General features: G+C 51.8%; 12 protein-coding genes. 5 read left to right on the top strand and 7 right to left on the bottom strand.

Annotated elements, in window-relative coordinates:
- The first annotated feature begins 89 nt into the window (after positions 1-89).
- The gene (locus tag GEI7105_RS37005) at positions 90-851 is read left to right on the top strand and encodes a hypothetical protein (RefSeq protein ID WP_051044131.1); all 762 of its coding nucleotides are present in this window, start codon (positions 90-92) and stop codon (positions 849-851) included.
- Here the strand turns inward: GEI7105_RS37005 and GEI7105_RS34650 are convergent.
- Positions 747-2,093 (bottom strand): RNA-guided endonuclease InsQ/TnpB family protein, encoded by a 1,347-nt coding sequence (locus tag GEI7105_RS34650; protein ID WP_017660202.1) that lies wholly within the window; start codon positions 2,091-2,093, stop codon positions 747-749. The two genes, GEI7105_RS37005 and GEI7105_RS34650, sit on opposite strands and share 105 nt — an antisense overlap.
- 249 nt (positions 2,094-2,342) lie before the next feature.
- On the opposite strand from GEI7105_RS34650, the gene GEI7105_RS0109280 reads away from it, so the two are divergent.
- Positions 2,343-4,694 carry a heavy metal translocating P-type ATPase gene (locus GEI7105_RS0109280; RefSeq protein ID WP_017660200.1) on the top strand — a complete coding sequence of 784 codons (2,352 nt, stop codon included), beginning with the start codon at positions 2,343-2,345 and terminating at the stop codon, positions 4,692-4,694.
- 107 nt (positions 4,695-4,801) lie between these two features.
- On the opposite strand, the gene GEI7105_RS0109275 is transcribed toward GEI7105_RS0109280, so the two are convergent.
- A complete protein-coding gene (locus GEI7105_RS0109275; RefSeq protein ID WP_026097537.1) occupies positions 4,802-6,001 on the bottom strand; it encodes an argininosuccinate synthase in 1,200 nt (399 codons plus the stop codon).
- Between the two features lie 41 nt (positions 6,002-6,042).
- Here GEI7105_RS0109275 and GEI7105_RS0109270 point away from each other — a divergent pair, with 41 nt between their 5' ends.
- Positions 6,043-6,222, top strand: coding sequence for a hypothetical protein (locus tag GEI7105_RS0109270; protein WP_017660198.1), 180 nt, complete (start codon positions 6,043-6,045; stop codon positions 6,220-6,222).
- An 803-nt stretch (positions 6,223-7,025) separates the two neighbouring features.
- Here the strand turns inward: GEI7105_RS0109270 and GEI7105_RS0109260 are convergent.
- From GEI7105_RS0109260 to GEI7105_RS0109250, 3 genes are all read right to left on the bottom strand, one after another.
- Entirely contained in the window at positions 7,026-8,138 is a 1,113-nt protein-coding gene (locus tag GEI7105_RS0109260) for an alkene reductase (RefSeq protein WP_026097536.1), read from the bottom strand.
- A 121-nt stretch (positions 8,139-8,259) separates the two neighbouring features.
- On the bottom strand, positions 8,260-9,372 hold the full coding sequence (locus GEI7105_RS0109255; protein ID WP_026097535.1) for an alkene reductase: 1,113 nt from the start codon (positions 9,370-9,372) through the stop codon (positions 8,260-8,262).
- Between the two features lie 81 nt (positions 9,373-9,453).
- On the bottom strand, positions 9,454-10,059 hold the full coding sequence (locus GEI7105_RS0109250) for a nitroreductase family protein (RefSeq protein ID WP_017660195.1): 606 nt from the start codon (positions 10,057-10,059) through the stop codon (positions 9,454-9,456).
- Between the two features lie 183 nt (positions 10,060-10,242).
- On the opposite strand from GEI7105_RS0109250, the gene GEI7105_RS0109245 reads away from it, so the two are divergent.
- Both GEI7105_RS0109245 and GEI7105_RS0109240 read left to right on the top strand, forming a co-directional pair.
- Positions 10,243-10,980: a Uma2 family endonuclease gene (locus tag GEI7105_RS0109245; protein WP_017660194.1), complete on the top strand. Its 738-nt coding sequence runs from the start codon at positions 10,243-10,245 to the stop codon at positions 10,978-10,980.
- Between the two features lie 44 nt (positions 10,981-11,024).
- A complete protein-coding gene (locus GEI7105_RS0109240; RefSeq protein ID WP_017660193.1) occupies positions 11,025-11,849 on the top strand; it encodes a Uma2 family endonuclease in 825 nt (274 codons plus the stop codon).
- Here the strand turns inward: GEI7105_RS0109240 and GEI7105_RS0109235 are convergent.
- Both GEI7105_RS0109235 and GEI7105_RS0109230 read right to left on the bottom strand, forming a co-directional pair.
- Positions 11,846-12,178 carry an MGMT family protein gene (locus tag GEI7105_RS0109235; protein WP_017660192.1) on the bottom strand — a complete coding sequence of 111 codons (333 nt, stop codon included), beginning with the start codon at positions 12,176-12,178 and terminating at the stop codon, positions 11,846-11,848. The genes GEI7105_RS0109240 and GEI7105_RS0109235 overlap by 4 nt on opposite strands.
- A gap of 29 nt (positions 12,179-12,207) precedes the next feature.
- A complete protein-coding gene (locus GEI7105_RS0109230; RefSeq protein WP_017660191.1) occupies positions 12,208-12,783 on the bottom strand; it encodes a Uma2 family endonuclease in 576 nt (191 codons plus the stop codon).
- Positions 12,784-12,938: the final 155 nt, after the last annotated feature.

The raw sequence follows: 12,938 nt of genomic DNA, 5'->3' as shown, positions 1-12,938 counted from the left end.
AATTTTCAACAATTTAAGTATACCATAAAAGTCTTCGCTTGATTTCAATTATAAATTTTTAAACACTTCTCAAAATTGGATTAAGAACCATGCAACAAACTTTACAAAAAGCCAATGCAGAAGTTGGAGATTATTTCGACCTCGGTTGGACGATTTTCAAAGAAAATATCTCAACGTTCGCGACTTTTACTCTCATCGTCAACCTTCCACTGATTGTCATCAGTCAATTTATTCCACAACCCGAAACTCCTGGAGAGACGATTGAGTTTACATCATCAAATATTACAATTTTAGTCGTTTTTTACATTTTGGCGATCGTATTAGGAACGATGTCTGCATTGGCAACACACATCGTCTCAGAACGAGCCGTTCTCGGACAGTCTATCGATGCGAAGACCGCGTTACAACTGGCAGTTCCTAAAATTGCAATTACGGTTGTCGTCAGCTTAGTTGCCTCGTTAATTATCGGTGTCGGGACAGTGCTGTTGGTCGTGCCTGGAATTTATTTAGCGGTCAACCTCGCCTTTATCGGACAAGCGATCGCGCTGCGAGATTGTGGATTTAATGCCTTTCAATACAGCCGGAATCTCGTAAAAGGACAATGGTGGAAAGTCTTCGGTCGTTTTCTTATCATTGGAATCGGCTTTTTGATTATCTTTATCGTTCTGGGATTTATCGTCGGTTTTTTGGTGGGTATCTTTGCTGCGTTCCCCATCGTACAACTGGTTTTGAACGTTCTGCTATCCTTAGTCATCGCGCTGGCGGGATATTTTATGTCCGTGGTGTATACGATGCTTTTCCTCAACCTCGATTACGTGCGAAACGCCCCCACTCCAGAAGTCGCAGCTTGACACTCCCCAGCTATCACGGCGTGGGGATTCTTCCTTCAACGATCCGACTTGCTCTGACAGGTTTGCACCAGCCAAAGTAGCGGTCAAATCTCCAGAAGCGTTCACCTCGACTGCGCTCGGTGAGCGAAGCCGAACCAAAGTTCCGGTATGCCCTACCGTACTCAAGGCAGCGTTCAGGATGTTGATGGCTGCGTTGTGGTCTCTATCCAACTCGCACCCACACTGGCAAACGTGAGTTCGAGTCGAGAGACTTTTCTTGACCACCGTGCCGCAACTCGAACAGGCTTGGCTGGTATAGGCAGGTTCGACCGCAACGGTTATCCTGCCAAACTTTTCTCCAAACTGTTCCAACCACTTCCTGAACTGATACCAACCTGCATCGTGAATCGACTTGGCGAGACAGTGGTTTCTTACCAGATTCTTAATCCTCAAGTCTTCGTAGGCCACCAGATCGTTAGATCGGATTACGCAACGCGCCAGTCTCTTGGCGTGTTCTTCACGTTGCCGACTTATTTTGAGGTGTACTCGCCCGAGTTGATTGACGGCTTTTTTCCGGTTGGCAGAGCCTTTCTGTTTTTTGCTCACCCTTCGGTGAGCGCGTTTCAGCTTTTTCTCAGCGTTTCGGTAAAACCTCGGATTCGGTTCGCATTCTCCGTTTGAATCGGTGTAGAACTCCTTGAGTCCGACATCCAACCCCACGGTATTTCCTGACGGTTCGAGTGTTTCTCGAACCTCGACACTAACGCAGAACTGTGCGTAGTAACCGTCAGCCCTGCGAACCAGTCGAACCCGTTTAATTTGTTCTGTACTGTAAAACGCCAAATCCCAAGTTCCAACCAGTTTTAGTCGTCCTATATTTTTCTTATCCGTAAAGACAATATGCTTGGGGTCGAGTAACTTCCAACCGGAAGTTTTGTACTCAACGGAACGACTGTTTTTCTTGAACTTGGGATATCCTTTGTGTCCAGGAACAGACTTGCGACAGTTCTCGAAAAAACGAGAAATTGCCGACCAAGCGCGTTCGGCTGAGGCTTGACGAGCCGTGCTGTTGAGTTCTCGGGCAAAGCCATACTCTCGAGCCAGGACTCGACAGTATTTGTTGAGGTCGTATTTGTTAACACCTCGGTTATCTATCCAATAGCGCAGTGCCTTGTTGCGAACGAACTGTGCGGTTCGGATCGCTTCGTCAATCGCTGCGTATTGGTGGGGTTTACCTTTGACTTTGAACTCGAGAACAAGCATTGTCGTTTAGCTTGATTGTTCTGAATATTTTAGAACAAAAAACAGGATTGTCAAAAGCCGCCCTAGAAGGGCGGGGTTTTAGACCCAAATTTTTTGATAACGACAGTCTAGTGGCGAACCCGCAGCGATCGCCCCGAAAGCAACCTCGATCGATCCCGGCGATCGCTGGCTCTCGTCTCGTCTCCCTGAAACACTCGTAAACCTCGTTTCGACTCGCTATCCTAAAGTACAGACGTTTCTCTGTCCCCTATGCAACTGAGTCAATCCCAACTCGACACCCCGCAAACCCTCGCACTCGATGTCGGGGGGATGAAGTGCGCGGGATGCGTCAAAGCCGTCGAACGCAAACTCAGCCAAATTCCCGGCGTCAAATCCGCCTGCGTCAACCTCGCCACGGAAATGGCGACGGTGGAATACGAACCGAACCGCGTCGAACCGAACCATCTCGCCCAAACGCTCACCGAAGCGGGATTTCCCAGCCAACCGCGTACCGCGACGGGATTGTCCGTAGAGGATTTGGAAGCGACAGAAGAACGCCACCGAGACGCCGCCCGAGAACAGCAACAACAACTGATGGTGGCGATCGCCCTCATCGTGTTGTCGGTCGTCGGACACCTTCAAATGTTGGGACTTCCGGCGATTCCGGGGTTGAGTAACATTGGGTTTCACTTCACCCTGGCGACGGCGGCGTTGTTGGTTCCGGGGCGTCCCCTGTTGCTGGATGGATGGCGAGGTTTGACGCACAACGCCCCCAACATGAACACTCTCGTCGGGTTGGGGGTGACGACTGCATACGTCGCCAGTTGTGCGGCGTTGTTGTTTCCCAATTTGGGTTGGGATTGCTTTTTTGAAGAACCCGTGATGTTGCTGGGGTTCGTTCTGTTGGGGCGATCGCTCGAAAAACGGGCGAGAAATCGAGCGGCGGCGTCGCTGAAATCTTTAGTCGGGTTGCAACCGAAAACAGTTCGTTTGGTAACGAATCCCGATAAGATACACCACCTCGACGGAAACTCGCTTCTCGACCTTCCGGCGAACCAGGTGCGAGTGGGGGAATTCCTTCAAGTGCGGGCTGGGGAAAAAATTCCCGTCGATGGCGAGATCGTCGCCGGACAAACTGCTATTAACGAGTCTATGTTAACGGGGGAGCCGATGCCGGTTCTCAAACAGGTGGGAGATACGGTGACGACGGGAACCCTAAACCAGTCGGGAAGCATCGTCGTACAGACGCAGCGGACGGGGAAAGACACGACACTCGCCCACATCGTCCGGTTGGTTCAGGAGGCGCAAACCCGAAAAGCCCCGGTTCAGCGGTTGGCCGATACTGTGGCGGGATATTTTACTTATGGAATTATGGCGATCGCCGCCTTGACGTTCCTGTTTTGGTACGGGTTTGGGACGGATTGGTTTCCGCAGGTGTTGTCTGTCAGTCGCGAGTTTCCCAATTTGGGGCCGGTTCACGAGATGTTCGATCGCCCCACTTCTCCAGTATTGTTGAGTTTGAAGCTGACCATCGACGTGTTGGCGATCGCCTGTCCCTGTGCGTTGGGATTAGCCACACCGACGGCGATTTTGGTGGGAACGGGAATCGGGGCCGAACGGGGATTGTTAATCCGGGGCGGCGACGTTCTCGAAAACGTCCACAAACTCGATACCGTCGTCTTCGATAAAACGGGAACCCTGACGCGAGGAGAACCCACAGTAACGGAAGTGTGGAACGTTCAATCCGTCTCGGCGTTGTCGATGGCGGCGTCTGTCGAACAGAATACCAGTCATCCGTTAGCCGAGGCGATCGTCCGTCACGCTAAAAACACGGGGGTTTCGTTACACCCCGTCGAAAACGTCCACACCGAACCCGGACTCGGCGTTTCGGCGATCGTCGAGAATCGAGACGTTCTGGTTGGAAATCGGCTATGGCTAGAAAAACATGGCGTTTCGGTGACTGACGAGGTATCGCAACACGCAGAATCCTTCGTTCGTCGGGGAAATACAGCGGTTTACGTCGCCGTTGATGGAGCAGTGGCCGGAGTTATCGCCGTGCGAGACGAGTTGCGATCGGACGCCGCCGAAACCGTGCGACACTTACAAAAATTGGGATTGCGCGTGAAGTTACTCACCGGCGATCGCCGAGAAGCCGCCGACGCGATCGCCCGTGAGGTGGGATTGCTAGGCGAAGATGTCTTCGCTGAAGTCAGTCCCGACGATAAAGCTCGTGCGATCGTCGAGTTACAAGAACAGGGGTACAACGTGGCGTTAGTCGGCGACGGAATGAACGACGCCCCGGCCTTAGCTAAAGCGAACGTGGGAATTTCCCTCCACGGCGGAACCGACGTGGCTGTCGAAACCGCTCAAATCGTCCTCATGCGCGATCGACTCGACGACATTCTCCAATCGATTCGCCTCAGTCGGGCGACCTTCAACAAAATCCGCCAAAACCTGATTTGGGCGTTTGCGTACAACACTATTGGAATTCCCGTCGCCGCTGGCGTCTTGTTACCCAGTTTCGGAATTCTTCTCGATCCCGCCGTCGCCGCCGCGTTCATGGCCATGAGTTCCGTTAGCGTCGTCACCAACTCGCTTTTACTGCGGAGACAGTTTCGGTGAAGAGAATTGGGAACAGGGAACAGGGAATCGGGAACAGGGAACAGCTAACAGTTTCTCCCTCTCTCCCCCTCTCCCCCTCTCCCCCTCTCCCCTTCTTCCCCTCCAAACTACCGCATCTTCTGCGACCAGATCCGCGTGGGGAGACCCCAAACGTAAATGAAGCCTTCAGCGGCTTTATGGTCGAACTGGTCGTCAGAGCCGTAAGTGGCCAGTTCGTCGGTGTACAGGGTGTTGGCGGATTTGCGGCCGACGATGGTAGCGGTTCCTTTAAAGAGTTTGACCCGGACTACCCCAGTGACTTGTTTTTGGGTTTCTCGGACGAACGCATCTAACGCCCCTTTTAGGGGACTGAACCACAGTCCGTTGTACACCAGTTGGCTGTAGGTTTCCTCGATTCCCCGTTTGTACTGGGTGACATCTTTCGTCAGTGTCAGACTTTCGAGGTCGCGGTGGGCTTGAATCAGCGTCATCAACGCGGGAGCTTCGTAGATTTCCCGCGATTTAATTCCCACCAGGCGGTTTTCAATCATGTCGATGCGACCGACACCGTGGCGTCCGGTGATGTCGTTGAGGGTGGCGACGAGTTTTACCGGAGAGAGGGCTTCGCCGTTGATGGCGACTGGAAATCCTTCCTCAAAGCCAATTTCAACGTATTCGGGTTCGTTGGGCGTTTCGGCGATCGCGGTCGTCATCGCGAACACTTCTTCGAGGGGTTCGTTCCAGGGATCTTCGAGGGGCCCGGCTTCGATGCTGCGTCCGAGAAGGTTGCGATCGATACTGTATGGGGAAGACTTCTTGACGGGAGAGGGAATCCCGAAGCGTTCTCCGTAGGCGATGGTTTCTTCGCGGCTCATTCCCCACTCGCGAGCTGGGGCGAGTACTTTTAGGTTGGGGTTGAGAGCGGCGATCGCGACGTCGAAGCGAACTTGGTCGTTCCCTTTCCCCGTACATCCGTGAGCGACGGCGTCCGCTCCGTATTCTGCGGCGACTTCTACCAGTTTCTTCGCGATCAGGGGACGGGCCAAAGCCGTCGAGAGGGGATAGCGGTTTTCGTAGAGGGCGTTGGCTTGAATGGCGGGAAAGGCGTAATCGGCGATGAATTCTTCTCGAACATCCGCCACGAGGGACTGACTCGCCCCCGCAGTCAAGGCTTTTTCGCGAACTGGCCCGAGTTCTTCTCCTTGTCCCAAGTCTGCGGCGAGGGTAATTACCTCGTCCACTCCCCATTCTTGCTTCATGTAGGGGATACACACTGACGTATCGACGCCACCGGAATAGGCTAGTACGGCTTTAGTAGCACGACCCATGTGCGTTTCGTTCTCCGTCTCAAAACAACCAGTCTTTTATTATGGGGCATATTCTGGAGGAATTTTCCCCGTTCTTGGCAGACTTGGCTGGGATTTTACCCCGCTGGGGCTGCGATCGCGACGTGACCGGAAGTTTTTTCGCTCCGTTACAGCTTTCTGTGTTAGCGATCGTTGACAATTTACTCGAGCGATCGAATCTCTCGGACGATATCGTTTCGTGACATTTCTTTGAGGGAGGATCATACGTGGTTTTCTTTGGGGGCGATCGCGTATTTTTTGGCGATCGGTGAATATAATTAGGGTTTGCCGAAAAAGACGGTTGGTTGAAGTTGGGAACAGGGATCGCCGGATTTAGGAACAGTTGGGAGAATTGGCGATCGTTTAATTTCGAGAGGTGAGAAAACGATCGGGTTATACGGAATCCGAATTTCAACGCTTCGACTTCGCTCGCTTCGACTTCGCTCGCTTCGACTCCGCTCGGACTCAAATACTGGTTTTACTCAGTCAGACAAGCCCCTATATCCCCCCCCTTTCAAAGGGGGGCGAAGGGGGGATAGGGGGCTAAGGGGGGATGTGGTGAAGACTTGTTGAAACCTAGCTTATCGGAAACGGATTCCGCTGTATTCTTACGCTGTATTCTTACTTAGAATATGCTGAATAAAACTGAAACGGGTGCATCTCAATGGATGTAAAAACACGAGGCTCTGGGTAGGTTTTGCGAACCTCCGTGGAACCCAACAGCCGCTTGGAAAGTGTCGATCGGTGCGTAGCACTATCGAGTACAAAAGCTTGTCTCCGATGAATTTACATTTTTGAGATGCACTCACCCTACAAATGATGTAGATGCGTGACTCCTGAAGGAGTTTAAGGAAATTAACTTGAAAAAAACTCCCGAGTTTTCGGTCATAATGAGACCAAAATTCGGGAGAAAATCGCGAGCCGCTCGCATTCCTCAACCTCCGATCCCCCGTTCCCCGTTGCCTTCCCTCACTTTAACTTTAATACTTTTTCAGCCAGCCCTAACTTAAGTATTTTTCCCGTTCTGATACATCGGAAAATCGGCGTATCCTTCCTCGTCGAACGAGTACCACACTGACATATCTGCCGGAGGATTCAGTTCCCAGCCGTTGGCGAAGCGTTCTACCAAATCGGGGTTGCTGATGTAGGGTCGTCCGAAGGCAATCAGATCGGCATTTCCCTCGCGAATCGCCGTCTCTGCCGTTTCCTGGGTGTAGCCGCAGTTTCCCATTAACGGCCCGTCGAACACCTGCCGTAACTCCTTCAGCGTTATGGGTTCGCCGAGTTCGTGGAAGCCAAATTCTAAACCGTCCATGACGTGGAGATAGGCCAAACCATAGGCGTTTAACTGTTGCGCGACGTAGAGAAAGGTTTCGCGGTAGTCCGGCGATCCCACATCGTTAAAGTCGCCGTTGGGAGAAATCCGCACGCCGACGCGGTTGGCGGGAAACACGGAAGTTGTGGCTTCGACGATTTCGCGAAGAAAGCGAAAGCGATTTTCCAAACTTCCCCCATAGCGATCGCTGCGGTGGTTGGTTTTCGACTGTAAAAACTGATCGATCAGATAACCGTTGGCACCGTGAATTTCGATGCCATCGAAACCCGCCATTTTTGCACGTTCGGCTGCTTTTCGGTAATCTTCAACGACCTGTTCGACTTCTTCGGTTTCCAAGGCGCGAGGGGTTTCGTAGTCCTGTTTCCCCGTCGGCGTGTGGATGTAGTCGTCGTCGAGGCGAATCGCAGACGGTGCGACAGGAAGTCCGTCTTCGGGGTGAAAGCTGCTGTGAGAAGCGCGTCCGCAGTGCCACAGTTGTAAAAACATCGGCGTTCCTTGGCTGCGAACGGCTTCGACGACTTGTTTCCAGGCTTTCGCTTGTGCGTCGGTATAGATTCCCGGCGATTGTTGCCAACCGATCGCCTGAGTGGAGATGACGGTGGCTTCGCTGATAATCAACCCTGCCGAGGCTCGTTGTTGGTAGTATTCTGCCATGAGTGCGTTCGGCATCCGTTCGATCCCCGCTCGCGATCGCGTCAGGGGAGCCATGACGACACGGTTTTTCAATGATAGATCTCCCATATTAAAAGGAGAAAGTAAGTGGGTAGAGAGAGTCGAAGTCATCTGAGTTTGAATTGAAGGACAACAAAGGGTGGCGCAGGACAAAACGCCTGCTTAGAAGGTGCGATCGCTATGCTTCACGGGTTTGGCGATCGCATCTCCAGTTAACGACGAGGCTCGATACCTAAGTGGTTTCGGCCTCTCGATAGGTTGGAAAATCCGTGTATCCTTTTTCACCCGGCGAATACCAAATCGACTTATCCGGAAGAGGATTCAAGTCCCAACCGTTGGCGAACCGTTCCACCAAATCGGGATTGCTCATATACAGCCGTCCGAAGGCGATCAGATCGGCATTTCCTTCGCGAATCGCCGTCTCTGCCGTTTCCTGGGTGTAGCCGCAGTTTCCCATTAACGGCCCGTCGAACACCTGCCGCAACTCTGCCAGCGTCATGGGTTCGCCGAGTTCGTGAAAGCCGATACCCAATCCATCGATGACGTGGAGATAGGCCAAACCGTATGGGTTCAATTGTTTGGCGACGTAGAGAAAGGTTTCGCGGTAGTCTGGCGATCCCATATCGTTAAAGCTACCGTTGGGAGAAATCCGCACGCCGACGCGGTTGGCGGGAAATACCGAAATCGTCGCTTCGAGGACTTCGCGCAACAAGCGAAAGCGGTTTTCTAAACTTCCCCCATAGCGATCGCGGCGGTGGTTGGTTTTCGACTGTAAAAACTGATCGATGAGATAGCCGTTAGAGCCGTCTACTTCGATGCCGTCGAACCCGGCCGCTTTCGCGCGAATCGCCGCCTGGCGGTAATCTTCAACGACCTGTCCGATTTCTTCAGTTTCTAGGGGACGAGGCGTTTCGTGGTCTTGCGGCCCGATTGGCGTGTCGATGTAAGGGTAATTAATGGGAATGGCAGACGGCGCGACGGAAAGTCCTTCTTCTGGGTGAAAGCTGCTGTGAGAGGCGCGTCCGCAATGCCACGGCTGGAAAAAGATCGGCGTTCCTTGGCTGTGAACGGTTTCGACCACTTGTTTCCAGGCTTCAGCTTGTGCGTCGGTGTAGATTCCCGGCGATCGCTCCCAGCCGAGAGCCTGAGTCGAAATCGCCACGGCTTCGCTGATAATCAATCCAGCCGAGGCTCGTTGTCGGTAGTGTTCGGCGATGAGTGCGTTCGGCATCCGTTCGATTCCCGCTCGCGCTCGCGTTAGGGGAGCCATGACGACGCGGTTTTTCAGCGATAAGTCTCCCATATTAAAAGGAGAAAGTAAGTGGGGAGAAAGAGTTGAAGTCATCTGAGTTTGAGTCGGCAGTGAACGAAAGGACAACCCAGTCGCGACGCAGGCTTCTATCCTGCTTCATGGCGCGAGATCGGTTTAGGAAAATCGATCGAACACGACCACGTCTTCCATGGGAAGCTGTCCGCCACGAGGCCGCGCTTCCTGTACGGTTTTTCCGACGACGACGAACATCGAAATAACGTGGTCTTCGGGAAGACGAACCAACTCGGCCACTTTCTCGAAGTCAAACCCGTCCATCGGACAGGAATCGTACCCCATCGCTTTCGCCGCGAGCATAATCGTTTGTGCGGCGATGCCACAAGAGCGCATGGCTTCGTCTCGCTGTACGGTTTCTCGACCGTCGTAATACTGAGCGATCGCCGGAACGAGAAAATCTCGAACTGCTTGTGGTGCGTTGCACCAGTAGCGTTCTGGCTGTTCGGCCCAGGATTTGAGATCGGCACAGAGAATTACGAGCAGCGAGGCATCTGTCACCTGCGCTTGATTCCAAGCCACTTCGCGAATTTTTTGGCGCAGTTGGCGATCGCGAATCACGAGGAACCGCCAATTTTGAATGTTAAAGGCAGTCGGAGACAGCATCGCCAGGGAAAGCAGCTTGTCGATCTCCTCCTGACTCATTTCGTGGTTGGGATCGTAATGTTTGACAGAGCGGCGCGATCGAATCGCTTCTATCGTGTCCATGCTTTAACCTACTCCTGATTTCAAGTCGCAAGATCGCAGAGATTCTCGATTGCGGAAGCGTTTCGGAGTCTTCCTGATGGCAGTATGACAGACCGAATGCCTCGACGAAACCTATCCTTAGAAAGATTGCGAGAGAGGCGATCGCGCTAAACTCGAGAAAACGAGCGATCGAGGGACGATATTATGTCAGCCAACGCGACACCGCCTCAACTCCCTCTAGCCGAGAGGTTGGAAGATTGGCATCCGACGCCACCGACGGATTTGATTTTCGATGACGGGGAACCCTTGGAAAGCAACCGACACCGCATCGCCATGAATCTGTTAATTCGATCGCTACAGCAAGCCTGGTGCGATCGCGACGACTATTTCACTGGCGGCAATATGTTCGTCTACTACAGTCGCCAGCAGGCGCTAAATCGAGATTTTCGCGGACCGGACTTTTTCGTGGTGTTGAACGTAGACGGAACGCGATCGCGCCAGGGTTGGGTGATTTGGGAAGAAGAGGGACGCTATCCTGATGTTATCGTCGAGTTAATGTCGCCTTCGACAGCCAAGGTCGATCGGACTGATAAAAAAGAGTTGTACTCACAAACCTTCCACACGCGTAATTATTTTATTTACGATCCCTTCGACGAAAATTCTCTCGAAGGTTGGCAACTCGACAAACAGTTTAACTACCAACCCCTCGAAACTCAAGAAAACGGTTGGTTGTGGTGCGAAACGCTCGGATTTTGGTTGGGAACTTGGCAGGGAACGATCGATCGAGAAACGGCGATCTGGCTGCGGTTTTACGATACGGAGGGTAACGTCGTCCCACTTCCTGAAGAAGCGGCACAGCAACAAGCTGAAACCGAACGTCAACGCGCCGAACGACTGGCGGCACGATTGCGAGAACTAGGAGAAGATCCCGATGAAGTTTAACAGGCGCTAAACTCAAAGAGACGTTCGATCGAGGGAAAATTGTTATGACAGCTAACGCCACCCCCTCTCAACTCCCTCAACCGGCAACAGTAGAAGAGTGGCAACCGCCAATGCCACCGACGGATTTGATTTTCGATGACGGGGAACCCTTGGAAAGCAACCGACACCGCATCGCCATGAATCTGTTAATTCGATCGCTACAGCAAGCCTGGTGCGATCGCGACGACTATTTCACTGGCGGCAATATGTTCGTCTACTACAGTCGCCAGCAGGCGCTGAATCGAGATTTTCGCGGACCGGACTTTTTCGTGGTGTTGAACGTAGACGGAACGCGATCGCGCCAGGGTTGGGTGATTTGGGAAGAAGAGGGACGCTATCCTGATGTTATCGTCGAGTTGATGTCGCCTTCGACAGCCAAGGTCGATCGCGGGGTTAAAAAAGAGTTGTATTCACAAACCTTCCACACGCGTAATTATTTTATTTACGATCCCTTCGACGAAAATTCTCTCGAAGGTTGGCAACTCGACAAACAGTTTAACTACCAACCTCTCGAAACTCAAGAAAACGGTTGGTTGTGGTGCGAAACGCTCGGATTTTGGCTGGGAACTTGGCAGGGAACGATCGATCGAGAAACGGCGATCTGGCTGCGGTTTTACGATACGGAGGGTAACGTCGTCCCACTTCCTGAAGAAGCGGCGCAGCAACAAGCTGAAACCGCACAGCAACAAGCTGAAACCGCACAGCAACAAGCTGAAACCGCACAGCAACAAGCTGAAACCGCACAGCAACAAGCTGAAGAAGCACAACAGCGCGCCGAACGACTGGCGGCACGACTGCGAGAATTGGGAGAAGATCCAGACACCCTTTAAACTGAAGTTGAAGTCGGAGGCGATCGCCAAAGATACTGTTTCAAGTTGAGTTTTCCCGACTCGTCAAATTCAATTCCTTCGGCTTCCAAAAGTGCTTGTTGGTGGTAATCGGTTCCTCGTCGCTGTGGTGAATGAGAAACACAGCCTTTAGCATTGATAACCCGATGCCAGGGTACGTCGGAATTTGCCAGATCGACGCGATAGAGTGCGTAACCCACGAGTCTGGCTTGTCCGGGTAAGTCGGCTAGGGTTGCGATTTGTCCGTAGGTGGCCACTCGTCCGGGGGGAATTTGACGAACGATTTGATAGATGCGATCGTAGGTAGACATTCAAAATTCTAAGATTCAGTAAATTTCTGTCAGCTTATTGTCGGAAAAACCGTCGATAGATCTAGATTATTATTGGCAAAACCAGGTAATGTTAGCGTATCTTCAGGTAACAAGATTTGGCGTTGGCAATATTCAAATCTTCCGTTCGGCATTTGACAGGGTTGGGTATAGGTTTCGAGACAACGATCGATTAAGTTAAAAATCCAAACGTTTTCGATTCCAGCTTCGGCGTAAACGGGAAGTTTGACCTCGCGATCGAACTGTAGTGAAGAGTCAGCAATTTCGATGACGAGAAAAATATCTTCCGGTTGAGGATGAGTTGTAAGATAGTTATCTTCGCGCATTCTCACGATCGCAAAATCCGGTTCGGGTTCGCTGAGATTGGGAAGTTCGATAGGATCTTGACAGCGAATTTTCGCTGTTCCTTTGAGAAGACTGGCTAATTCTTCTAGTAAATTCATACAACACACCGTATGACGCTTGCCTTTAGCTGCCATTTCCACCAATTCTCCTCGAATTAATTCGATGCGATCGCCCTCCTTGAAAAAACCTAACTCAATTAGGCGGTGGTAGTCTTCGATTGAAAACTTTTTAGTAGCTAACATTTTTAAATTTAGGGTTTATTGGTAGTTGGACGATTTGGAAAAATTCGAGACAGTTCTAATTGTAAATCCTCAAATCTAGGCAATGCAACTGTATCTTCAGGTAAAAAGATTTGGATGTTTCGGTATTCAAACGTTCCTGATGACATGAGGTAAGG

This window comes from Baaleninema simplex PCC 7105 (assembly GCF_000332355.1).
Lineage (GTDB): Bacteria > Cyanobacteriota > Cyanobacteriia > Cyanobacteriales > Geitlerinemataceae > Baaleninema > Baaleninema simplex.
This window is presented reverse-complemented; position numbering and strand designations above follow the sequence as displayed.

Excerpts from the sequence above, each read along its gene's own strand:
- GEI7105_RS0109260 (WP_026097536.1), bottom strand. The coding sequence starts at position 8,138 with ATGACTTCGACTCTCTCTACCCACTTACTTTCTCCTTTTAATATGGGA.
- GEI7105_RS0109270 (WP_017660198.1), top strand. The coding sequence starts at position 6,043 with ATGGGGCATATTCTGGAGGAATTTTCCCCGTTCTTGGCAGACTTGGCT.
- GEI7105_RS0109280 (WP_017660200.1), top strand. The coding sequence starts at position 2,343 with ATGCAACTGAGTCAATCCCAACTCGACACCCCGCAAACCCTCGCACTC.
- GEI7105_RS0109250 (WP_017660195.1), bottom strand. The coding sequence starts at position 10,059 with ATGGACACGATAGAAGCGATTCGATCGCGCCGCTCTGTCAAACATTAC.
- GEI7105_RS0109245 (WP_017660194.1), top strand. The coding sequence starts at position 10,243 with ATGTCAGCCAACGCGACACCGCCTCAACTCCCTCTAGCCGAGAGGTTG.
- GEI7105_RS34650 (WP_017660202.1), bottom strand. The coding sequence starts at position 2,093 with ATGCTTGTTCTCGAGTTCAAAGTCAAAGGTAAACCCCACCAATACGCA.
- GEI7105_RS0109255 (WP_026097535.1), bottom strand. The coding sequence starts at position 9,372 with ATGACTTCAACTCTTTCTCCCCACTTACTTTCTCCTTTTAATATGGGA.
- GEI7105_RS0109275 (WP_026097537.1), bottom strand. The coding sequence starts at position 6,001 with ATGGGTCGTGCTACTAAAGCCGTACTAGCCTATTCCGGTGGCGTCGAT.
- GEI7105_RS0109240 (WP_017660193.1), top strand. The coding sequence starts at position 11,025 with ATGACAGCTAACGCCACCCCCTCTCAACTCCCTCAACCGGCAACAGTA.
- GEI7105_RS0109230 (WP_017660191.1), bottom strand. The coding sequence starts at position 12,783 with ATGTTAGCTACTAAAAAGTTTTCAATCGAAGACTACCACCGCCTAATT.
- GEI7105_RS0109235 (WP_017660192.1), bottom strand. The coding sequence starts at position 12,178 with ATGTCTACCTACGATCGCATCTATCAAATCGTTCGTCAAATTCCCCCC.
- GEI7105_RS37005 (WP_051044131.1), top strand. The coding sequence starts at position 90 with ATGCAACAAACTTTACAAAAAGCCAATGCAGAAGTTGGAGATTATTTC.